General features: G+C 52.5%; 19 protein-coding genes and 2 pseudogenes. 8 read left to right on the top strand and 13 right to left on the bottom strand.

The window, feature by feature from the left end; genetic code table 11:
• Positions 1-29: 29 nt before the first annotated feature.
• Positions 30-122 (top strand): annotated as a pseudogene (locus tag SERS4_RS27335) (hypothetical protein); the annotation flags it as partial.
• 48 nt (positions 123-170) lie between these two features.
• Here the strand turns inward: SERS4_RS27335 and SERS4_RS0113305 are convergent.
• Positions 171-947 (bottom strand): NAD(P)H-dependent oxidoreductase, encoded by a 777-nt coding sequence (locus SERS4_RS0113305; protein ID WP_017892872.1) that lies wholly within the window; start codon positions 945-947, stop codon positions 171-173.
• Positions 948-1,033: 86 nt separating this feature from the next.
• Here SERS4_RS0113305 and SERS4_RS0113300 point away from each other — a divergent pair, with 86 nt between their 5' ends.
• Positions 1,034-1,930, top strand: a complete 897-nt coding sequence (locus SERS4_RS0113300; protein ID WP_017892871.1) for a LysR family transcriptional regulator — start codon at positions 1,034-1,036, stop codon at positions 1,928-1,930.
• A gap of 3 nt (positions 1,931-1,933) precedes the next feature.
• On the opposite strand, the gene tehA is transcribed toward SERS4_RS0113300, so the two are convergent.
• The 3 genes from tehA to SERS4_RS0113285 all read right to left on the bottom strand — a co-directional run bounded on the left by tehA (position 1,934) and on the right by SERS4_RS0113285 (position 5,297).
• Positions 1,934-2,917, bottom strand: a complete 984-nt coding sequence (tehA, locus tag SERS4_RS0113295; protein WP_017892870.1) for a dicarboxylate transporter/tellurite-resistance protein TehA — start codon at positions 2,915-2,917, stop codon at positions 1,934-1,936.
• A gap of 144 nt (positions 2,918-3,061) precedes the next feature.
• Positions 3,062-4,075: an alpha/beta hydrolase gene (locus SERS4_RS0113290; RefSeq protein ID WP_156816687.1), complete on the bottom strand. Its 1,014-nt coding sequence runs from the start codon at positions 4,073-4,075 to the stop codon at positions 3,062-3,064.
• Positions 4,076-4,100: 25 nt separating this feature from the next.
• A complete protein-coding gene (locus SERS4_RS0113285; protein WP_026142377.1) occupies positions 4,101-5,297 on the bottom strand; it encodes an MFS transporter in 1,197 nt (398 codons plus the stop codon).
• 231 nt (positions 5,298-5,528) lie between these two features.
• On the opposite strand from SERS4_RS0113285, the gene SERS4_RS0113280 reads away from it, so the two are divergent.
• Positions 5,529-6,416, top strand: coding sequence for a LysR family transcriptional regulator (locus tag SERS4_RS0113280; RefSeq protein WP_017892867.1), 888 nt, complete (start codon positions 5,529-5,531; stop codon positions 6,414-6,416).
• Between the two features lie 75 nt (positions 6,417-6,491).
• Here the strand turns inward: SERS4_RS0113280 and SERS4_RS0113275 are convergent, their stop codons facing one another.
• From SERS4_RS0113275 to dsdC, 3 genes are all read right to left on the bottom strand, one after another.
• Positions 6,492-8,549: a TonB-dependent copper receptor gene (locus tag SERS4_RS0113275; protein ID WP_371257896.1), complete on the bottom strand. Its 2,058-nt coding sequence runs from the start codon at positions 8,547-8,549 to the stop codon at positions 6,492-6,494.
• Between the two features lie 243 nt (positions 8,550-8,792).
• Entirely contained in the window at positions 8,793-9,260 is a 468-nt protein-coding gene (locus SERS4_RS0113270) for a DUF2946 domain-containing protein (protein ID WP_071593014.1), read from the bottom strand.
• A 295-nt stretch (positions 9,261-9,555) separates the two neighbouring features.
• Positions 9,556-10,491, bottom strand: coding sequence for a DNA-binding transcriptional regulator DsdC (gene dsdC / locus SERS4_RS0113265; protein WP_017892864.1), 936 nt, complete (start codon positions 10,489-10,491; stop codon positions 9,556-9,558).
• A 206-nt stretch (positions 10,492-10,697) separates the two neighbouring features.
• Here dsdC and dsdX point away from each other — a divergent pair, with 206 nt between their 5' ends.
• The gene (dsdX, locus tag SERS4_RS0113260) at positions 10,698-12,035 is read left to right on the top strand and encodes a D-serine transporter DsdX (RefSeq protein WP_012145178.1); all 1,338 of its coding nucleotides are present in this window, start codon (positions 10,698-10,700) and stop codon (positions 12,033-12,035) included.
• Positions 12,036-12,087: 52 nt separating this feature from the next.
• On the opposite strand, the gene SERS4_RS0113255 is transcribed toward dsdX, so the two are convergent.
• Positions 12,088-13,143: an FAD-binding oxidoreductase gene (locus tag SERS4_RS0113255; protein ID WP_017892863.1), complete on the bottom strand. Its 1,056-nt coding sequence runs from the start codon at positions 13,141-13,143 to the stop codon at positions 12,088-12,090.
• A gap of 149 nt (positions 13,144-13,292) precedes the next feature.
• On the opposite strand from SERS4_RS0113255, the pseudogene SERS4_RS26330 reads away from it, so the two are divergent.
• Together SERS4_RS26330 and SERS4_RS0113250 are read left to right on the top strand one after the other, a co-directional pair.
• A pseudogene (locus SERS4_RS26330) lies at positions 13,293-13,451 on the top strand (NUDIX domain-containing protein); the annotation flags it as partial.
• A 180-nt stretch (positions 13,452-13,631) separates the two neighbouring features.
• Positions 13,632-14,045: an NUDIX domain-containing protein gene (locus SERS4_RS0113250; protein ID WP_017892862.1), complete on the top strand. Its 414-nt coding sequence runs from the start codon at positions 13,632-13,634 to the stop codon at positions 14,043-14,045.
• 251 nt (positions 14,046-14,296) lie between these two features.
• Here SERS4_RS0113250 and SERS4_RS0113245 read toward each other — a convergent pair whose 3' ends face one another.
• The 4 genes from SERS4_RS0113245 to SERS4_RS0113230 form a co-directional block, all read right to left on the bottom strand.
• Positions 14,297-14,686, bottom strand: a complete 390-nt coding sequence (locus tag SERS4_RS0113245) for a DUF4440 domain-containing protein (protein ID WP_017892861.1) — start codon at positions 14,684-14,686, stop codon at positions 14,297-14,299.
• A gap of 288 nt (positions 14,687-14,974) precedes the next feature.
• A complete protein-coding gene (locus SERS4_RS0113240; RefSeq protein WP_012145173.1) occupies positions 14,975-15,292 on the bottom strand; it encodes a cupin domain-containing protein in 318 nt (105 codons plus the stop codon).
• 121 nt (positions 15,293-15,413) lie between these two features.
• Positions 15,414-16,388, bottom strand: a complete 975-nt coding sequence (locus SERS4_RS0113235; RefSeq protein ID WP_017892860.1) for a Dyp-type peroxidase — start codon at positions 16,386-16,388, stop codon at positions 15,414-15,416.
• A 172-nt stretch (positions 16,389-16,560) separates the two neighbouring features.
• The gene (locus tag SERS4_RS0113230; RefSeq protein WP_017892859.1) at positions 16,561-18,054 is read right to left on the bottom strand and encodes a PAS domain S-box protein; all 1,494 of its coding nucleotides are present in this window, start codon (positions 18,052-18,054) and stop codon (positions 16,561-16,563) included.
• A gap of 238 nt (positions 18,055-18,292) precedes the next feature.
• Here SERS4_RS0113230 and SERS4_RS0113225 point away from each other — a divergent pair, with 238 nt between their 5' ends.
• Both SERS4_RS0113225 and SERS4_RS0113220 read left to right on the top strand, forming a co-directional pair.
• Complete coding sequence (locus SERS4_RS0113225) at positions 18,293-19,267, top strand: hypothetical protein (protein WP_017892858.1); 975 nt, start codon at positions 18,293-18,295, stop codon at positions 19,265-19,267.
• Between the two features lie 2 nt (positions 19,268-19,269).
• Positions 19,270-19,503 carry a hypothetical protein gene (locus SERS4_RS0113220; protein WP_017892857.1) on the top strand — a complete coding sequence of 78 codons (234 nt, stop codon included), beginning with the start codon at positions 19,270-19,272 and terminating at the stop codon, positions 19,501-19,503.
• 74 nt (positions 19,504-19,577) lie between these two features.
• Here SERS4_RS0113220 and flhA read toward each other — a convergent pair whose 3' ends face one another.
• Positions 19,578-21,644, bottom strand: a complete 2,067-nt coding sequence (gene flhA, locus SERS4_RS0113215; RefSeq protein ID WP_017892856.1) for a formate hydrogenlyase transcriptional activator FlhA — start codon at positions 21,642-21,644, stop codon at positions 19,578-19,580.
• Positions 21,645-21,648: the final 4 nt, after the last annotated feature.

The raw sequence follows: 21,648 nt of genomic DNA, 5'->3' as shown, positions 1-21,648 counted from the left end.
GTTTCGAGATATTCATCAAGCCCGACTGAGGGCCGAAGAAAGTAGAGGCGGAACACGCACAGATTATGAAATCCAATAATATGGGGTTTACCTCCGAGGTTTCTGGTGACTGGGCGAGTATCCGCTAGAGAAGTAATCTTGCAACTGGCCCGGTAAACCGGGCCTTATCGTTATGCGATATGTGCACCAAAACCACCCCGTCCGGGGGCTATATCGACTTTCAGGGTTAATGCCGGGATCTCGTATTCGCCCGCATTTTGTCGGCGGAAGGGGATCGGTGCTGTATGCGCCAGGTCGTCCAGCCGTTGCCCCAGGGCGTCACCGATCTCGGTAAAACGTGTTTCATCCATTCGGCCGGTACGATAGATGACAAAGGGGGGTAGCACCTCGAAACCGGGGTAATGCAGGATGCCATGCTGGATAGGGAACAGGATGTCATCGATCGGGCCATTGATACCGCGCGCAGCGTAATGAGATTCCCAACCACCGGTGGTAACAATCAGCATTGCCCGTTTCCCCGCCAGGGTGCCTTCGCCATAACGATCACCCCAGCGTGAGTCAGAGTGTTCCCCGACGCCATAGGCAAATCCGTAGGCATAGACGCGTTCAACCCAGCCTTTAAGGATTGCCGGCATCGAAAACCACCACAGGGGAAACTGCAAAATGACCGTATCCGCCCAGCGTAGTTTTTCCTGCTCCAGCTCAATGTCCTGGCTCTGTAACCCGTTGGCAAAGGCATGCTGGGAATCGAGTGAGGGATCAAAGCGCGAACCTAGCGGGGGAACCCTGCTGTCATTGGCATCGAGCGTGGCTTTCCATTGCATGGCATACAGATCGGAAACCTGTATCTGGTGCCCGGCAGCTTTCAAACGTTGGACCGATAAATCCTTAAGGGAGCCATTTAACGACTGCGGTTCAGGGTGAGCATAGACCAGTAAAACATTCATAGTGGGACCTCCATTAGTTGATGGAAGTCAGGGTAGGCGCTTATCAGGTATACTAGAAATGAATTTATAATATTACAGGTATTACCATGAATAATATCAGACGCCTGGATCTCAATTTGTTGGTGACGTTGGACACCTTGCTGGCCGAGCACAATGTGACCCGGACGGCACAGCGATTAAACCTGTCGCAGCCTGCGGTCAGTGTGCATCTTGCCAAACTCAGGGATATCTTTCACGACCCTTTGTTGATGCCGGGACCACGCGGGATGCGACCGACTGCGCGTGGTGACGAATTACGTGAACCACTGCGGCTGGCACTCGAGGCGTTGGAGCTTGCGGTATCACCATCAGAACCTTTTGATCCCAGAGTGGCCGATAATACCTGGCGTGTGGCGGCATTCGACTACGGTGAGTCGACCATCGTTCAACCGGCGCTGATGGGGTTACGGGCTGCGGCACCGCACAGCCGCCTGGCAGTGATAGAAACCGTGCCCTCACGCATTGCCAAACAGGCCGAGCAGGGCGAGGTAGACCTGGCCTTTCATACTCGCGAAGGTTCACCGTCCAACTTGCGTCAGCGCATTTTGTTTAGTGAACGCTATGTGCTGGTCGGGCGTGCGGGGCACCCTGGCTTGCAAAAACCGCCGTCGCTGGCCCAGTTTTGCGAGTTGGGACATGTGATGGTATCACCGGACGGCGGAGGGTTTTTCGGCATCACCGACAAGGTACTGGCAGAAGCCGGTTTAACCCGGCGGGTGGTGCTTTCCGTACCACATTTTCTGTTTGTGATGTCGGTGCTGGCAAATTCAGATCTGGTGGCGATGTTGCCATCGCGGCTGGTACGCAACAACAATGCGCTGCAGGTGGTTGAACCGCCGCTTCAAGTGCCTGGGTTCGAAATGACCATGTTGTGGCATGAGCGTTCCCATCGTGATCCGGCACATCAATGGCTACGTGAGCATATTGTTGCCTCGGTTGGCTGAAGTTCAGGGATGCCTGCTGTATTTCAGTAATTTCCCCTGAAGCAACAACATCAACGTACGCACAAACAGCAGGCCAATCAGCACGTTGCTGAAGACAAAAAGAGGTAATGCAAGCGCAGACAATATTCCCTCCTGGCTTGCATGCCCCAGATGCAGCGCGGTGGTCGCCAGGGCAGAAAGTCCGAATGAGAAGCTCCAGAACGAGACATTGAAGGGACCTTTCAGATACCGGGGAAGCAGACGCACGATAAACAACAGTTGCAGCAGGCCGTAGCCGAAAAGCATTTTGGCCAGTACGTCCGCTTCCCCCCCATTAATCGCCAGCCAGGCGCTACAGGCCACCAGAGCCGGGGCCAACTGGATCCCGAGGGAAAGACGAACCGGTGTCGGTATTTCACCCTGGCTACGCAACCGCTGCAAAATGGACGGCTCCAGACTCAGCCAGGAAAGGATCCCCGCCCCCAGAAACAGCAGGCCCAGATCCTGATAACCTAATGCACCGCAGGCCATGCAGCTGATAAAGTTGTTGGCGACCGTTGGCAAATAGAGCCCGGGCGTGGTGGCTTCAGCAGGATGAGACCCGCGCCACAAACCGGCACTTTGCCAGGCGGCATAGCTCAGTTGTGCCACGGCCCCCAGGGTGAATATCGCAACGGCCAGTGAACGCCACCAGGGCACCACACCAATGGCGACCAGGATGGTGGTGGCCGGGAGCAAACTGACATAACTGCTCATCAGTGGATGCTCTATTTCTGCTTTCACGCTGTGGGGAAAACGCAGTAGGCGGTATAAAAATGCGCAGGCCAGCAAAAACCAAATGCCGATGGCGATGACGATCAGCGTCTCGCCAATCATTGAGGAGACGGGCAGGATAGTGGCGGCATAACGCCAACCAAAACCCGAGCCAATGATACCCAATACCATGCCAAAGTAGCCGGCAGGCAAATCGAGGAAACGCGGTGCATCGTTTAAAATAGGCTTATTCATTTTGTTTATTTTTTAAAATATATTTTAATCGATCTTAGCGAGTTTGGGGTGGGGAAGCAATAATACTTAGGGAGTGAGAACAGGCTCAAAAGGGGCTTTGCCAGGGGGAAATTAGCCACATCCCTGAGGATGCGGCATAAAAGGTTATTTCAGGTTGGTTTTAAAGAACGACGTCAGCTTGGCAAAAGGGATCAGGTCGGTACGGTCATACAGATCGACATGGCCTGCGCCTGGGACGATGTACAACTCTTTCGGTTGTCCGGCACCTTGGTAAGCATCTTCGCTAAATTCTTTCGAATGCGCCTGACTGCCGGTGATGAACAGCATCGGGCGTGGCGAGATTGTTTCAATATCATTGAACGGGTAGAAGTTCATAAACTTTCCAATGCTGCTCAACATGGGCTTGGTCGTCAGTTCTTCTTGCTCGCCTTTTGGCGTGTAGCCGCCACGCGATGTACGGTAAAAATCGAAGAATTCTCTCTGAATCGCAGATGTTGAATCATCCAGTTGGTTCACGGTCCCTGGGATATAGGCTATATCACCGCCTTTAGACTCAACAAAGCGCTGTTCGGTAGCCGATTTAATCAAGGCTTTACGCTGTTCTGACGTAACCGAATGATGAAGCCCATTACGGAAAACAGACCCCATGTCATACATGCTGACAGTGGCAATGGCTTTCATTCTCGGGTCAATTTTGGCCGCACTGATGACAAAGCTCCCGCTACCGCAGATACCCAACACGCCAATTTTCTCCGCATCCACGTAAGGCTGAGTACTCAGATAATCGACGGCAGCACTAAAGTCATCCGCGTAAATTTCCGGAGAAACCAGATGACCGGGTTTGCCATCGCTCTCACCCCAGAAGGACAGATCAATTGCCAGCGTCACAAACCCTTGTTCCGCCAGTTTCTGGGCATATAAGTTTGAACTTTGTTCTTTTACCGCCCCCATCGGATGACCAACAACGATAGCCGGGTTTTTAGCGTTCTGCTCCATTCCTTTCGGCATAAACAGATTGCCGACCACATTCATCTGGTACTGGTTTTTAAAGGTCACCTTTTGTTGGGTGACTTTATTGCTTTGGTAAAAGTTATCTGCTCCGTTAGACATATCGGCTCCTGTGGCAGCAAACGAGCTGATTAACAGCCCCAATAACATGGTTAATGTTCTCACTGAATAATCCTCAATTGGTTTGGTAGAGATCTTTACGTGACGTCCATAAAGTCAGGGCAGCCGCGATCACTAATAAAACGATGCTGATGGTGAAAGTGCTTTGATAACCGCTATGGTCAAATGCGAAACCACCGAGGGTGGATCCCAGTGCGATTGACAGCTGCACTATGGCAACCATCAACCCACCGCCGGCTTCTGCATCATCAGGCAATGTTCTGGCGATCCAGGTCCACCAACCGGTCGGAGCAGCCGTAGCGAACAACCCCCATAAACCCAGCAGCAGTGTGACAATCCAGACGCTGTGGCCAAAGGCGATCAGCGCTCCGGCTATGGCAGCCATCAGCAATGGGATGGCTATCAACGTCAGATAGAAGGTGGATTTCAAGAAAATGCCAATCAGCAAAGTACCGATAAAGCCTGCAACCCCGATGGTCAGCAAAATGAGCGACAGCGTGGTGATATCCACCCGTGTTACCGTTTCAAGAAACGGACGCAAATAGGTAAACAAAGAAAACTGGCCCATAAAGAACAATCCACAGGCGGCAAGGCCAAGGGTCACCAACGGATTGGCAAAAAGGCGAAATACAGTGCCGCTACGCTTGGCGTCTTTATCCGTAGTCATGGCCGGCAAGCTGAACAACTGCCAAATAAAAGCAATTACCGCGACCGGCACAATGCAAAAGAATGCGCCACGCCAGCCGATGACAGAACCCAGATAACTCCCCAATGGAGCGGCTATAACAGTGGCCAGCGCGTTGCCCCCATTAAAAATAGCCAGTGCGCGAGGTACCCGATGTTGCGGAACCAGGCGAATAGCCGTGGCAGCCGATAGTGACCAGAAGCCACCAATAGCAATTCCAATCAGGGCTCGGCCAGCCATGTAAATAAAATAGCTGGGCGCTAACGCTATGATGGTTCCGGAAAGCGCCATCAAAGCCGTCATACCCAACAGCAAGATTTTGCGATTCGCAGCCCCAGCCAGCGTAGAAATGGAGAGACTCGTCAATACGGCAAAAAGTCCGGAAATAGCGATCCCCTGACCAACCAGTCCCTCACTCACGGCCAGGTCCGCGGATATTGGTGTCAGTAGGCTGACTGGCATAAATTCCGAAGCAATTAAGGTGAAGACGCACAATGTCATGGCGAATACGCCGCTCCAGTACGCGCGCTCATTGTGAAGTGGTGTGTCACTCGACGATCTGGGCATAAACTGCTGACTCCGAATAATCCCCGCCTGTGTTTAGGCAAGCCGGGGCCGTACGCTATTGGCAGGAATAACGTCAGAAAAGGTGAATGAAAGATGAAATGGCAACGGCGTTTATCCGCCATCGCTTAAGAAACTCTTGCTGAAAATTTTACATGCAGGGTGCAAAATAACTAGCTAATGAATACTTAATGACTTTATAACCAATGCTTATTAATAGGGTGGCTAGACCAGATGAAACGCAACCTGAATGACCTGCTTTATTTTGTTACGGTCGCACGTGAAAGCAGCTTTACCCGCGCGGCGGCACAATTGGGCGTCACTCAACCGGCTCTGAGCCAGGCGATTTCCGCACTTGAAGAACGGATGCAAATTCGCCTACTGACGCGTACCACCCGTAGTGTGTCACCGACTTCCGCTGGAGAACGATTGTTACTGGCTATAGGCAATCGTATCGATGAGATTGAAGCCGAGCTGGATATGCTGACGGAGCTGCGCGATAAGCCGGCGGGTAGGGTCCGCATCACCTGCGGGCCAGACGTTTTACACAGCACGCTGTTGCCAAAACTGGCGCCCCTGTTGCGAGAGTACCCGGACATAAATATCGAATTCGACGCCAATCATGGTTTCCGCGACATTGTGGCAGACCGTTTTGATGCGGGCGTTCGGCTGGGTGACACCATTGATAAAGACATGATAGCCGTTCCGATTGGCCCCAAATTACGCATGGCTGCAGTGGCAGCACCGGACTACTTTTCACGTTACCCGATCCCCAATACCCCCCACGAATTGACGCAACACCTGTGCATAAATCAGCGAATGGTCAGGTCTGGCGGACTGTATGTCTGGGATTTTGATCAGGATGGTGGGGATCTTAATGTGCGCGTCAGCGGACAACTCATTTTCAATACTTCTGTACATATTGTTGATGCCGCGCTTGCAGGGCTGGGGATTGCATTTTTGCCAGAAGAAGAATTTGGAAAGCATATTGAAGACGGGCGTCTGATTCGCGTACTGGAGCCATGGTGTAAGCCGTTTCCTGGCTACTACTTGTATTATCCCAGTCGTAAACAGCCTTCCCCAGCGTTCTCATTGGTTGTTGAAGCGCTTCGGGTAGGGTGAAAATGCAGACCCGCCCAAGTCACTTGGGCAAAAATCTTTGCCGGGCGATGATAATCACCACCCGGCTCGGTTTAGTTAGAAGGTGACATTGACCTTGGCCCAGAGGGTGCGCCCTGGCTCATTTACCGAAGTATTCGATGAATAACCGAAGGTGCTGTTGCCTGCCAGATTGAGATGCTCGCTGTAGGTTTTGTTGAAGATGTTATCCAGGCCGGTGCTGAGTTTGACCTGCGGAGTGACCTTGTAGGCCACATTGGCGGAAAGCACGCCAAAGCCCGGACTTTCGCCAAAGTCTTTACCCACCACGTTACCCTGATTGATCGCCACACGGTGCTGGCTACTGACCAGACGCCAAAGGCCGGTGCTGCTCCAGTCGCCACGTTCGTAGGTTAAACCAAAGCGTGCTTCCAGCGGCGGTATTTGCGGCAGTGGCTGGTGGTCAGTGGTGTTTTTACCCCAGGCATAGGCCAGGCTGGCATCGGTTTTCCAGTGCTCGGCAAGTTGGTAACCCATGCCCATTTCACCGCCCATAATCGTGGCGTTCACGTTATCGGCCTGACTGATACGAGCATGGTGTGGATCGTATTTGAACAGGATAAAGTCATTCACATGACCCAGGTATGCGGACACCCAGCTGTTAAAGCGTTTATCGGTGTATTGAGCGCCGATATCGATTTGCGTGGTCTTTTCACTTTTCACGCTATCAAACGGGCTTTTACTGCCGTTCGGCCCCAAAGTCGGGGAGAACAGTTCCCAGTAGTCAGGGAAGCGTTCGGTATAGCCAATCCCGGCGTAAACCATCAGCGGCATGCCGGCAAGCGTATGCTCAATGCGCGTAAAACCGCTAGGCAAGGTATCGGAACGTTCACGCTCATTAGCCGATTGATAGTTATCCACCAGGCTGCGATCGAGGCGTGCACCGCTGATCACTTTGCTTTGTTCGGTCGCGGTCCAGGTCAGCTCGCCAAAAGCACCGTAGTTATGAAATTGCGCATCTTTCTGCCAGCCGTCACCCTGTCTATTGCGGTGAGTGTTGGTTTGCGTATCCATACCGCTTTCCAACTTGAAATCTTGCCATAGCCAGGTACCCATGACGCGCCCGCCGACGGTGCGGCGATCCAGTTGCATCGTCATCCCCATATTCATATGACCCATGCCCATATGTCCCATCGCCATGCCACCCTGACCGGGGGAGCGAAGGGTGACGTTATCCATAATATGGTTGGCGTAGTTGTAATAAACCTGAGCTTCAAGTTTATCCAGCACCTCACCAATGTTGGATTTTTCAAACCGCATGCCCAGACTTTCACGCTTGAACTGTGAACCGTCCATGCTGCGCCCGGCATAACGAGCCTCACCATTACCCCGGCCCATGGTCACTTCCAACAGAGTATCGCTGTCTGGCGTCCAGCCCAGCGCCAAATCACCATTCCATTTATCCCAGCGTGATGGTACGCGGTCGCCATTGCCATCCTTATAGTCGTTGGAGCGCGATTTGTTGCCCATCAGGCGTAAATAGCCTTGTTCGCCCCCCAGACTGGCATCGATATTTTCATCCCAGCGACCGTTAGAACCGGCCAATACGCTGGCATTGCCCTTGATGCCGGGCTGTTCAAAGCGCGGACGCTCACGTTCGAAACGTACTGTTCCCGCTGAGGAACCTGGCCCCCAGAGCACCGTCTGCGGGCCTTTGGTGATGGTCAGCAGATCATAACTTTCCGGCGAGATATAGGAAGTAGGGGCGTCCATCCTTGCCGGACAGGCACCCAACATTTCGCCGCCGTCGGTCAGAATTTTCAGTCGTGAGCCAAACATGCCGCGAAACACCGGATCGCCATTGGTGCCGCCGTTACGGATTTGCGAGAAGCCTGGAATGGTTTTCAGATAATCAGAACCATCGCTGGCCGGCACCGGCTGACGCGGTGTTTTAGGGGACGTCACTATGGTCATCGGTGAATAGAGTGGCGCAGTCACGGTAATGACGTCACCGTCATTGGTTTTGACGGCAACATCATGCTGATGCTGTTCTGCGGCATGGCCGTTAAAGGCCACCAGAGCAAACAAGGGCATCGCCGCAGTAATATGCAGTGACAGAGGGTGTTTTTTATAATTTTTGGTTTTACCGAACATCATCGTTCCTTAATGCAAATTTTGACGCTAAACGTATTTTCACATCACGACCGGTTATTATTTAGACGCAGTGATGCCCGGAGCATCATGCCGCCGTAAATAGAGGGTCGTTCTCGTCATGACGGATTAATAACGCCACTCGAGTTGCGATAAATAATGATCTGCAGCAGTAAATTTGACAGGCGTGCGTCAACCTCCTGATTGAATTATCTCAACAGGAATAATTTGGCTGCAGTCTATTAACTTTTAAATCAGAGGAAGTGATGCTGGTGGTGCGCGAGGTTGTGACTCGGAGTAGGTCAGATGGACGAATAACGGGAAGATATAATGCGCTGGTGGAGCACGGGACAGCAACGAACCAGACCAGAACAACGGCGAATAGGCCAGGTCCAACAGCGGCACATGGATCAGCAGCACACAGTAACCGCAGGCGCTGTCATCCATCATCATCGCCATATTGTGGCTGCCGGTCTGCATGCCCATTGGCATACCAGGCATGCTGGCCTTAGCGCTCGGTGCTGACGGTGGCGGATGATGCATATGCGTCGACATATCCATACCGCAGTCTGCCATACTGGCGGTTTCAGACTGCCCGACGCGCGCATGCTCCAGCGATCGGGAGATCACCGGGGCAATGAACAACATCAGGATCGCAAAAATCCCCAGACAGGCGGGGAGACGGCTTCGCGATTTGGCAGTCCTAATTAACGACACATATATCCTAAAAATAGTGCGAAATTAACGGACGGAATTGTACTGTTTTATCTGGCAAATGTTAAAACATTTTATCCGGGGTTAGCCTATTGATAAAGTGAATTGCCGTTTGTCTCACATTCTCAACCAATTTAACCATTGAGATATATCTTGGTTCTGACGGAAAATAATACCGGCAGTAAAGAAGTGGTTATATCTCGAACATCGCATTCCTGTCGAAAATATCATCCCCGACAACAAAGACGATTAAGTGATATTACCTGCCCACATCCGCATTTCTGTTAGAGACTGATGCTTACACAGGGAGTTCCCCCAGGTTTTTTAACCAAGCAATGAAGGCGTCAATCTTCGGCCACTGGCGGTCAGAAAGTGTCGATACATAGTAGTGCTGGTCACATTTCAGCTCCATTTTCGGGAATGGCGCCACCAGTTCACCGGAGTTAAGCCGTTTGTGGATCAACCGTTTACGGCCCATAGCCACGCCAACATGATTGATGGCTGCCGTAACGGCCAGATCGGAACGATCAAAACCTATACCCGGAGAGGTATCCAGATTGACACCGAAATGCTGAGCCCAACTGTGCCACTCATCGGTACCGGAATCATAGCTCCAGGCTTGTCGATCGTGGAGCAGGGTGCAGTGGGAGAGGTTGCCGGGAAAGTTGGCCAGCTCAAATTGACTGGCGTACTCCGGGCTGCATACCGGGATGATCGCTTCATCCATCAGGTATTGATAATGAAGCTGCGATGACGGGGTGGCGTCAAAGTAAACCGCCAGATCAATGCCGGCGCGTTGGAAGTTCACATATTCGTTGCCGGTCAGAATGGTCAGATTAATGGCGGGGTATCGGCGGGAGAAATCCGCCAACGCCGGCACGATCCAGCACTGAGCAATGGAGGGGCGGGAGTAAATTGTTAATGAACCTGATAGCGCCTGATTCTTGATATCCAGAATCTCCTGATTCAGGGTGCCAAGTGAAGATTTTAGCGCCCAAAAAACCCGTTTGCCTTCGGTCGTGAGTTCCACCTTACGGTGAGAGCGAACAAACAGCTGGATACCGAGATTGGCTTCAAGCTGGTTAATATTATGGCTGACGGCGCTGGGGCTGACAGAAAGCTCATCGGCCGCCATGGCGAAAGACTCATGCCGCGCAGCCACTTCAAAGGTAAATAACCGCGATAACTGCCAACCATTCAGTGAGCGATGTGGCCCCGTTAGATTTACCGTCATAATCCCCCCAGAAAATTTAAAAATATCTGCGATTTACACACCAGCTTGGTGAGTAAAGTTGACCCATGTCGCTAAACTGCACCATTTTTTGGCGTAAGTCACTCGTTTGATTCTGTTTCACTCATGTGAGAGCGGATTTTTATCGTTTGTCACCGATCGTCGTTTTCCTGTCCAATGACAGTCAGTTTATGACGGGGGTATGGGCTATGGATTCGCAAGTTTGGGTTGCCGGCACGCTGATCGCCAGTATCGCGATCATCATTTTGACCATCGTGAAGTTTAAGTTTCACCCTTTTTTGGCGTTACTGTTAGCAAGCTTCTTTGTCGGCAGCATGATGGGGATGGGCCCGATTGATATGGTCAATGCCATCGAAAACGGCATCGGCAGTACGCTAGGTTTTTTGGCAGCGATCATTGGGCTGGGGACCATTCTGGGCAAAATGATGGAGGTCTCCGGGGCGGCAGAGCGTATTGGTATTGCGTTGCAACGCTGCCGCTGGTTGTCTGTCGACGTGATTATGGTGCTGGTCGGCTTGGTTTGCGGTATCACGCTGTTTGTTGAAGTGGGCGTAGTTCTGTTGATCCCATTGGCTTTCTCCATCGCCAGAAAAACCGGGACGTCATTACTCAAGCTGGCGATTCCTTTGTGTACCGCATTGATGGCGGTGCACTGTGTGGTTCCCCCTCATCCCGCAGCGTTATTTGTTACCAACAAACTGGGAGCCGATGTGGGCACGGTGATTGTTTATGGCCTGTTCGTCGGGCTGACGGCGTCACTGGTAGGTGGTCCACTGTTCCTGAAATTGCTGGGTAAACGCTTGCCGTTTAAAGCGGTACCGCCTGAGTTCTCCAATCTGGCCGTGCGAGAAGAACATTCACTGCCATCACTGGGAGCAACGCTGTTTACGGTTTTACTGCCCATAGTGCTGATGCTGGTCAAAACGGTCGCTGAGCTGAATCTGAATAAAGAAGGGAGCTTATTTGCCGCTATGGAGTTTATCGGTAACCCGATCATTGCCATGTTTATTGCTGTGTTTGTGGCTTATTACGTTCTGGGGATACGTCGTCACATGGGGATGAGCGCGCTGTTGAGCCATACTGAGTCCGGTTTCTCCTCCATTGCCAATATCTTGTTGATCATCGGGGCCGGCGGAGCGTTTAACAGTATTTTGAAGACCAGTGGCCTGGCCGATACCCTGGCGCTGATGCTGTCAAACCTGCATATGCATCCTATCTTGTTAGCCTGGCTGGTCGCGCTTATTCTGCATGCTGCCGTGGGTTCCGCCACCGTAGCCATGATGGGCGCTACGGCGATAGTTGCGCCGATGTTGTCGCTTTATCCCAATGTCAGCCCAGAGATCGTGACCATTGCCATCGGTTCTGGTGCTATTGGCTGCACCATAGTGACGGATTCACTGTTCTGGTTGGTGAAGCAATATTGTGGAGCGACGCTGAATGAAACCTTCAAGTATTACACTACGGCCACCTTTATCGCTTCGGTATTGGCGCTGGGCATGACCTTCCTGCTTTCATACATTATTTGAGTATCTTCATCGGTAATCGTCGCCAGGTGAGGTCCTGCGACGATTGCCGTTATTAAGATTGTTTTGGGTCAGAAGTGATGCGGCGAGGACGATAAATTGCAGGTATTTCCGGGTTATTACCGCTGATCAGCTCTTCACTGACCATTCTGCCCAGGGTAGCCGCACAGGTTACCGCCGGATGCATGACGGCAACATAAACTCCAGGCCTCTCGCCGACAAATCCGATGACCGGGCATCCATCTTCCGGCACTGGGCGCTGTCCCACCGATTGGCTCAGTAAGTGCAGCGAAGCTGCGCCGTTCAATCCTGATTTCATCGCTGCCAGGGTTTCAGCGGCAACATTATCGGTATTGCCCGATAGCGGAAAGTCTTCCGCAGCCAAAATATCACCGTTACGGGCATGCCGGGCTTCTACATCATGACCAGAAATCAGGGTATTAATTAAATGTTTTTCGGTGCCGAACCGTAACAGAATTGCCGGTGACGCCAGGATCGGCAACGGGATCCCAATGGTAGCAAGTAGGGGAGTTATACCTGTTCCGCAGGCCAGGATAACCGCATCCGCATTTAATACGCCCTCCGGGGTTTGGATGCCGGTAACATGGTTGCCATTTTGGAGAAAACCGATGACCGGCGTTTGAATTTTCAGCGTAGCGCCCAAGTTACAAGCCTTTTCCAGCAGGGCGTGCGTGGCATCGATGGGGTCGACAGCACCATCATAAACCGCATAATATGCACGCCGTGGCGGGTTGTTAAACGCGGGTTCAAGCCTGGATATCTCGGGTTGTTGAAGCAGGTTTTCATTGGGCTGACTTTCCAGCGATTCATCGTCATAACTTAGTGCGCCAGTCCAATTCACCCAAAGCTCCGGGATTTCTTTTTCCAGTCGCTGCCAATCGGCCGCCGAGGCGCGGCGAAGAAAAGCATCAGGTGCATCATCACTTACTGTCATGTGGATCCAGCCAAAAGAGCTGCCGGTAGCGCCAGAAGAAGGTTGGTTTTTATCAATGACCGTCACTTTTATCCCGCGGCTTGCCAAATGATAGGCTATTGATGCCCCCATAATTCCCGCGCCGATAACAATCATATGTTTCTCTGTGGTACACATCCTGAGTTCCCTGTATACAAACTGGGCTGACTATCCCATAGAATAGCCAAATCTTGCAGAGGTATTTTGGACTTGATAGCAAAGGGAGCTTTTCCCATGAAATGGCCAGGGCTTCAGATCTCAGTTTGTCATATAGGGAAGGAAATAAAGTGCGAACGCGACCAGCATCCAGGCTTTTGATTACTGAACCTTCAGGACAGGTTTTGTTGTTTAAATTCACGCACGGCTCTGGCGCGTTGGCGGGACAATCATATTGGGCAACACCAGGCGGCGGTGTTGAACAAGGTGAGTCCTATAAGCAAGCGGCTGTTAGAGAGCTACACTGTATACAAACTGGGCTGACTATCCCATAGAATAGCCAAATCTTGCAGAGGTATTTTGGACTTGATAGCAAAGGGAGCTTTTCCCATGAAATGGCCAGGGCTTCAGATCTCAGTTTGTCATATAGGGAAGGAAATAAAGTGCGAACGCGACCAGCATCCAGGCTTTTGATTACTGAACCTTCAGGACAGGTTTTGTTGTTTAAATTCACGCACGGCTCTGGCGCGTTGGCGGGACAATCATATTGGGCAACACCAGGCGGCGGTGTTGAACAAGGTGAGTCCTATAAGCAAGCGGCTGTTAGAGAGCTACAGGAAGAAACGGGCATTGTGTGCGAAGAAGTTGGCCAGTGTGTGGCGCAAAGAAACTTTGAGATGATGTTGCCGAATGGCGAGATGGTTGAAGCGCAGGAAAAGTTTTACGTTGTGCGAGTGAGACATCGCGAGATCAACACTGACCGTTGGAGCGGTGAAGAAAAACGTGTCATCAGCGAGCATCACTGGTGGAGTGTCGAAGAGTTAAGAACAACGGATGAGATTGTCTATCCACAAAACATAGCTGAGATACTCGAGTCGATTTAGCCGTAGAAATTCATCCGGTGGGCTGGCGGCCAACCAACTTAGAGATATCTTGATAAGGCTTATGATAAAAGCCAGAAGCTCAGATTCTACGTACAGCCACCTTGGTACGCATAATGTATATTATGTTAAATTGCATTTATGGCCACGCACCGGGCTGTCTATCCTGTCCATAACTACTCACCTCGCCTTTCTCTTTGCCGGTTCTTGTCTGTTATTGGTGATTGTGGGTTTGTGGCTCAACATCACCTGTGTCAACAATTGGTCGGCGTGCCCTGATGAAAACGCATCTGCCATTGACCGCCATTGTCATTTGCAGATAACAACCAGATCGACGATCGCAATGTACATCGAGTAACGTCACCATCGTCACCCTGTTGAAAACTACGGTACGTCAGCAACACCGCACCTTCGGTAATGATGGCCAGCTTAAAGCCTTCGGAAAAAATCGGTGTCTGACCACTTTCGATTTGAAGTGCCGCCAGGGTTTGCTGTTTATCATAGTTATGACCTGAACGCCCAATCTCTTCAAAGTCGTCATGCAGCAACTCGCTGACCACCGCGACGTTGTTCCTTGTTGCCGGCAGATGCAGCTTAACTTCCAGTGATTGGATTAATGCTAATAGCTGTGTCGAATCGGTCAAAACGCCCTCCTTTTTTGATCGCGCTACGCGAAATCTGAAAACAATTGGCACTAATCACCCTGCAGATTTCGTCAAAATGCGCTATGTCAGCTTACAGTTTTCGGTGTCAGCCGAGCTACCTCCATGCCATCACGGAATGCACCAAATTGAGGGTAATGTAACGACTAAATTGTTACGGTGTCACGAAAAAAGCAGAAGGGATTTTAAATCAGAACTCCCCGCTCAGTAACGGGGAATTCCACCAGATAAGCCAATATGGACGCCAACCTGACTTATCTGTTGAGTGCCCTAGCGGGCCAGTTCCACTCCGTCCAGTTCAGAGATGGCCAGGCAGAATACTTCAGTGATGGCATCCACCGTGTAGGCGGTTTTAGCCGGGATCATCAACATCTCATGAGCCTGTAGAGTCTGATCGCCAATTTTCAGCTCACCCGACAGGACCATCAGTTTGACCCAGCCCGGATGCATTCTGGCTGACTGATGACTGCCAGCATCAAGTTTCAACAGCGCCGTGTGCCCCTGCGCCTCACGTTTCAAGATGTGGTAATACACTCCGTCGTAAGGCATTTTCTCGTAGTGCAGTGTCGCCAGTGTTCTTTTATGCATGATAGCTTCCTAGTAATCGGTGATTAGTTGGATCAAGTATCACAATTCCCTAACGGCCTATGGGCCTGTTAATAAATATATAGGACGTATGCCTCATACGCAAAAACTCACTTTTGCGAACTCAATCAGCCAGATCGCTTAAGAACTTCCTTGCAGGAACAAAGAAGTTAACGCCGGCTACGGCCGTGGAGAAATCAAGGATCCGGTCGTGCAGAGGGGCTGGATTGCCAATGAACATACGCTCAAGCATCTTCTCAATCACCCAGAGATGGCGTGAATAGCCGATAAAATAGGTGCCGTATTCACCACGCCCCGGTGAGGCAAAGGGCATATTATCTCGCAAAATGTCGTGTTCACCCTGCTCGTCCTCAATAGTACACAGAGTCTTATGTGATTTTTGTCCCTCTGTCGCATCCGGTAACTCGACGTTATCAAACTTGGTGCGCCCGATAATGGCTTCCTGAGTTTCCACCTTCTGTGCACGCCAGGCGGCCATATTGTGCAAGTATTTTTGTATCACCACATAGCTGCCACCCGCATAGTCAGGATCCTCATCACCTACGATTGTCGCCTGTGGCAAAGCCAGACCCACCGGGTTCGCGGTACCATCGACAAACTCCAGCAGGTCGCGCCCGTCGAAATAACGGAATCCCGCAACTTCATCGACAACAGTGATCGAATCGCCAAAGGCTTCCAGCAGGATTTTCTCGAACTCAATGATTAAATCTGTCGCACCTGCGCGCACGTGGTACAGCAAATCGCCGGAGGTGGCCACGGCCGTATGCTTGGCGCCTTTTATTTCCTTAAACGGCGTCAGCTCTTTGGGCGCGGGTTTTCCGCTAAGGCTCTCCCAGACGCGATGTGAAATACCGACGTTGCAGGTGAAGCTGACATCGATGGATCGTATCTGGACATTTTTAATTAGATCTTCGGTACTGGAGATCACGGCTCGGGCGGTGGCGAGAGATGCACTATCGTCGTTGATCTTGAGGATAAGAAAGGCGGCTGCGGCCGTCATGGGTGCATCAATGTATTGGGGTTCGGTCTCCAGCGCGCGTTGCGCCAACGACAGTGGTGAAGATGATTCTTGGCTCACGAAAATCTCCCTTAATGGGTGAGTAATCAAGGGTATTTATCTTAGCGTCGAAGACGCCGCATAGCCAAGCTATATCCCTGCGGATGCCATTGACATTGAGTAACAAATTGATTGGCGGGAATAGCAGAAATGCCCGCAAAATACGGGCGATATCCAGTACATTCGTACCCTGTCATCCCTTTTTAGACTGCCGCTCACCGGCAAACAACCCCCGCTCTCTGGCCCAGACAATGGCTTCGCTGCGGCTGTGTACGTCGAGTTTGGAGTAAACCATCGCCACATGATTGCGCACGGTATTGGGGGCAAGATTGAGTCGCGTGGCGATTTTCTTGTCTGGAAGGCCCTCGCAGATTAACCCCAACACATCGCGCTCTCGGGCGGTAAGATCGGTGAAGGAAAATCCGGACAGATTGGGCTTATTGATACTTTTCACATTGGCCAGTTTCTCGAGCAGCGTCTGACTGAACCAGGAAGCGTCCTGCATCACTTCCTCGATGGCGGAAACCAACTCCAGTTCCGAACGTTTGCGCTCGGTAATGTCCATCATGACCAACAGGTAACAGGGGACGTCATGAATACTCACGGCATCAGCAGATACCACACAGTCGAGCACTTCGTTGCCCTTCTTGCGGAGTTTAAGGTCCTGGCTTTCTACGTTGCCGGTTTTTCCCAGTAAGCTAAACAAGCGCCGACATTCACCCTGCCCGTCGATGACATTGATATCCTCGACCCTCTTGCCAATCAGCTCCTCAGCGAGGTATCCGGTGGTCTTTATAAAGGCTTCGTTAATATCCAGCACCTGCTGCTTGTCCGCCGTGCACACCAGCGTGGGAACCGGGCTCAAACGAAAGGACTTGGCGAACCGCTCTTCACTCTCGCGCAGCGCCGACTCGGCCTTACGGCGGGGCTCAAGGTCAGTGAAGGTGAACAGCATGCAATCGACTTCATTAATATCCAGCGGCTGACCGGCGACGATCACCAGTTTGGTTCCTCCGGCCGGCAGTTTTAACTCGGCCTGCATCTGTGGAATGGTTGCCCCTTCGCTCAAGCGCTGCACCGCCAGATCCTTATGTTCCGCTTGCTCCAGCACATCCAGCGCGTAGACCGAGTTACCCATCACCTGATCGCGGCTATAGCCGGTCATATCGAGGAACCCCTGGTTAACCTTGATGTAACGCAGGTCGCTCAGGCTACAGATCACCGCAGGCGCCGGATTGGCATTAAAGGTTTTTTCAAAGCGCTCTTCGGCGCTGGCCCACTCGGTGGCGTCACTCAGGATCAATACCAGCAGCTCGGGCTGCCCTTTGGCGTCAGTGATCGTCAGGCTGCGTAAACGGTGAACCCAGAGAAAATCCGGCTCGCCAACGGGCCGTACCTCGACCAGCACGTCGTTGAACTCCTCGCCAGCAGCCACCCGGTTAAGCGGATATTGCTCTGAGCTCAAAGGATGATTGTTGCGATAACGCAAGGCAAAACGCTCTTCATACTCCTGGGCATTGGCCCCCAACTCACTCAGCCTGGTCAACCCATGCATGCTCAGTGCGGCCTCATTGGCCCACAGAATGGTCCGGTCGACTTCAGTCAGGATCACCCCTTCGGTCAGTCCCGAGATGATCTGTTGTAGTTGGCTACGGTTGGTTTCGCTGGCAAGAACGGACTGGCTCATTATTTCTCCATAAGACAAAAGATCTCAGGCCACCGGGCGGCGATCGGAGCGCCTGACAATGACACGACTTCCCCACCAGCATAGTGCTTAAGTAGTTCATTCGCGGGGTGTGAATGCACTAGCTCCATGGGTGCAAATGAACCGGGACGTTCAGTGGTGCACAGCGGCAGACTGATTCTGTCGGTGCAGCGGAGTGCTGCGCGTACAACCACTTGTCCAGTAAATATAAGGAATAACAATGACCACTGTCTATGAATCCAATCGCCTGGCGTTTAACGTTTCATGGGGCTCAATATTGGCCGGGAGTGCCATGGCGCTGGTGACCTATCTGATATTGAGTGTACTGGGTACTGCTGTCGGCGCATCGGCCGTGGATCCGTTGCACGCAGGCAATCCCCTGAGTGGCTTCGGCGTGGGGACCGGCATCTGGCTGTTCGTCACCACCTTGCTCTCCCTGGCCGCGGGTGCTTTTGTCGCCGGCCGAACGGCCCCCAACCGCGGTGGCTTGCATGGCCTGTTGAGCTGGGCGGTCACAACCTTGCTGACCACCTGGCTGATTATTTCATTGGCGAGCGGCGTGGTCGGTCTGGCCGGCAGTGCGGTTGGCAAGGGGTTATCTCTGGCGGGTAACGGTGTGGCGGCGGCAGCGCCGGGCATTGGTGACAGCGTAAAACAGCAACTTGATAAAAAAGGCATCAGCCTGGATTGGGATGACCTGCAAAATCAGTTGGCTACCACGCTCAAGCAAACCGGCAAGGCTGAATTAGACCCGTCCAAACTGCAACAAAAAACCGAGCAGGCCGGTGCGGATGGCAAACAGTCGGCGACCGATGCGGTTAGCGACCCGGCACAGGCGGCAGCGGAGCTTAAGCAATGGTTCGAGCGCGTTAAGCAATCCGGTGAACCTACCCTGAACGCGGCGGATAAAGACGCGTTGGTGAACATCGTCGCCGCACGTACCGGCAAGAGCCACGCAGAGGCGAGCCAAATTGTCGACAATTACGCCCAGGCTTATCAGCAGGCGGTGCAAAAAGTCGAACAACTTAAGGCTCAGGCCGAACAGAAAGCGCGTGAAGCGGCTGACGTTGCGGCCAAACAGGTATCCCGTGCCGCCTGGGGCTCCTTGCTGATGCTGCTGTTAGGTGCCGGCTTGAGTTTTGCTATCGGGCGTATTGCGCTGTCAACGCGTCGTACTCTTGTTGTGAGCGAATGAAGATGGACGTTTCCATAAAGCGAGAGCTGTCATCTATCTCATTAAATTATCGTAAAGTCGTGGGGGCTTCAGTACCGGTGCTTACCATCGATTTCTACAATGAAAAAAACGAGCGCTATACCCTGCGTTATAACTTGCCGCCGGACACGCCGGAACGGACAGAGCGACGGGTGTCTTTACTGCTGCATCTGTTGAGCAAGCAAAAGCCGCTGGAGATCGATAACGCGATAACTTAATTCAAATTAAGTGACCCGCCAGGCCCGAGCCGGATACGCCACCGGACTCGGGCCTTTTAATTCGCTGATGCCAATTACCTGACCGCAATCCCCCACTTTTTCATGCGTGAAAGCAGCGTAGTGCGCTTGATACCCAGGCGCTGCGCGGCGCCACGTGGGCCGGCAACCACACCGTTGGTTTCTTTCAATACGCGGATAATCCGCTCGCGATCGTCCTCACCCGCCTGGACAGGCTCCGCCGAGGGCAAGGGTAAGGCCATCGATGGCACCGGATAGCGCAGCTCCGGCAATTCCAGGTTAAGTACCGTGCCACGCGTCAGCAATACTGCCCGTTCGATGACATTCTCCAGCTCGCGCACATTGCCCGGCCAGGGCATTTGACTCAGCAGGCGCAGCGTCTCTGCCGGAATGCTGTCGATGGTGCGCTTCATCCGACGCGCGATTTTGTAGGTGAGAAACTTCACCAATTGCGGGATGTCTTCCGGCCGTTCACGCAATGGCGGGATGACGATCGGGAACACGTTCAGCCGGTAAAAAAGGTCACTGCGAAACTCCCGGTCGGCCACCATTTGCTGCAGGTCACGGTTGGTGGCGGCAATCAGGCGCACATCCACCGAAATCACCTTGTTGCCGCCTACCCGTTCAAACTCCCTTTCCTGCAGCACTCGTAGCAGTTTAGGCTGCAGTTCCACCGGGATTTCACCCACTTCATCCAGAAACAGCGTTCCTTTATCCGCCAGCTCAAAGCGCCCCATCCGCTGGTTGGTTGCGCCGGTGAAAGAGCCTTTTTCATGACCAAACAGATCGCTTTCCAACAGCCCGGTCGGCATCACCGCACAGTTCATTTTCACCATGCGCTGGTCACGTCGCTCGCTCAGGTTGTGGATAGCGCGGGCAATCAACTCTTTACCGGTGCCGGTTTCGCCGAGGATCAGCACCGAACAGTCGCTTTTCGCCACCATTTCAACCTGTTTAAGCACCGCAGACATCACCACGCTGCGCCCGACAATCTCACCAAAGTCCGGGTTGTTGCCGTTGATTTGCTCGGTCAGATAGAGGTTTTCATGCACCAGGCTCTCTTTGAGGCGGCTGATTTCCTGGTAGGCCAACGCGTTGTCCACCGCAATGGCGATACGCTCGGCGATCTGTTGCAACACCCGCAGATTGGCGGCGTTGAAGTTGTCCGGCTGGCATTGCGCCAGCTTCAATACGCCCAGGGTCTTGTTGCCAAACACCAGCGGCAAGAGGCACAGCGTTTGGATTTGATCCTGCCAGAGATCGAACAGTTGGCGTTCATAAGCTGCCAGACGATCGGAATGCTTCAGATTGAGCAGCAGCATTTCCCCGCTCTGCATCACCTGTTCGGATAAGGTACCGGCCAGTGCCACGCTGTACTGCTGACGTTCAACCACGTCGTCTTGCAAATAGTGGGTGGAATAGATGGTCACCCGATCGGTTTTATCGACGCATAGCACCATGCTGATGGCATCGATCTTGAAAAAACGGTGGATCTCGGTAGATATTTCACCAATCAAGTCATCCAGATCGAGTTTCGATAACACTGCGTTGGTGACGTCGACCAAAACGCGGTAATCGTCACGCTCATGGCATAACTGACGTTGGCGGTTTTCCGCCTGCTCACGCAACCTGATCTGTTCCACCGCCAGCGCAACCAATTCCATCAGGGTCTGCAACTGCACCAGACTGGCATCACTGAAGGGTTGCGGGCTACTGCGTAACAGTTCACAACCGCCGATCAGGCTACCGCCTGCGTGCAGCGGCATCAGGCAATATTGGTTAAACGGCAGATACAGCGCCAGGGCGTTGATTTGCGGGTAACGTGCATGCAGATCCTCACTCTGCCAGCGCTGCGGCAACGGGCTTTGTCGCAGCCGGCTCACCGGCCCATTGGCCAGCAAAGTCTCATCCTGATAGATGACCGGCTGCCGCTGCGCATCCAGCCCATGAAAGCTGACCCGCTCACTGTGCATATCAAACAGCACCAGCGTCACATGGTCTGCCAGTTGCTGACGTTGCAGCACCTGGCGCAGTTGCCGTAACAAATCGGCGAAGCTGTGCTGACTGAGCAGCGTGCGGGTCGTTTCCAGTAATTCTTGTTTTTCTAATTGAGCATTCGACATTGTT

It is taken from the genome of Serratia sp. S4 (assembly GCF_000347995.1).
In the GTDB taxonomy this organism is placed as follows: Bacteria; Pseudomonadota; Gammaproteobacteria; order Enterobacterales; family Enterobacteriaceae; genus Serratia; species Serratia quinivorans.
This window is presented reverse-complemented; position numbering and strand designations above follow the sequence as displayed.

Bases quoted from the DNA above. Each gene is read 5' to 3' on its own strand.
- SERS4_RS0113255 (WP_017892863.1), bottom strand. From the start codon at position 13,143: ATGTGTACCACAGAGAAACATATGATTGTTATCGGCGCGGGAATTATG.
- SERS4_RS0113220 (WP_017892857.1), top strand. From the start codon at position 19,270: ATGGACGTTTCCATAAAGCGAGAGCTGTCATCTATCTCATTAAATTAT.
- tehA (WP_017892870.1), bottom strand. From the start codon at position 2,917: ATGAATAAGCCTATTTTAAACGATGCACCGCGTTTCCTCGATTTGCCT.
- flhA (WP_017892856.1), bottom strand. From the start codon at position 21,644: ATGTCGAATGCTCAATTAGAAAAACAAGAATTACTGGAAACGACCCGC.
- SERS4_RS0113300 (WP_017892871.1), top strand. From the start codon at position 1,034: ATGAATAATATCAGACGCCTGGATCTCAATTTGTTGGTGACGTTGGAC.
- SERS4_RS0113280 (WP_017892867.1), top strand. From the start codon at position 5,529: ATGAAACGCAACCTGAATGACCTGCTTTATTTTGTTACGGTCGCACGT.
- SERS4_RS0113305 (WP_017892872.1), bottom strand. From the start codon at position 947: ATGAATGTTTTACTGGTCTATGCTCACCCTGAACCGCAGTCGTTAAAT.
- dsdX (WP_012145178.1), top strand. From the start codon at position 10,698: ATGGATTCGCAAGTTTGGGTTGCCGGCACGCTGATCGCCAGTATCGCG.
- SERS4_RS0113225 (WP_017892858.1), top strand. From the start codon at position 18,293: ATGACCACTGTCTATGAATCCAATCGCCTGGCGTTTAACGTTTCATGG.
- SERS4_RS0113230 (WP_017892859.1), bottom strand. From the start codon at position 18,054: ATGAGCCAGTCCGTTCTTGCCAGCGAAACCAACCGTAGCCAACTACAA.
- SERS4_RS0113285 (WP_026142377.1), bottom strand. From the start codon at position 5,297: ATGCCCAGATCGTCGAGTGACACACCACTTCACAATGAGCGCGCGTAC.
- SERS4_RS0113290 (WP_156816687.1), bottom strand. From the start codon at position 4,075: ATGTTATTGGGGCTGTTAATCAGCTCGTTTGCTGCCACAGGAGCCGAT.
- dsdC (WP_017892864.1), bottom strand. From the start codon at position 10,491: ATGACGGTAAATCTAACGGGGCCACATCGCTCACTGAATGGTTGGCAG.
- SERS4_RS0113240 (WP_012145173.1), bottom strand. From the start codon at position 15,292: ATGCATAAAAGAACACTGGCGACACTGCACTACGAGAAAATGCCTTAC.
- SERS4_RS0113275 (WP_371257896.1), bottom strand. From the start codon at position 8,549: ATGATGTTCGGTAAAACCAAAAATTATAAAAAACACCCTCTGTCACTG.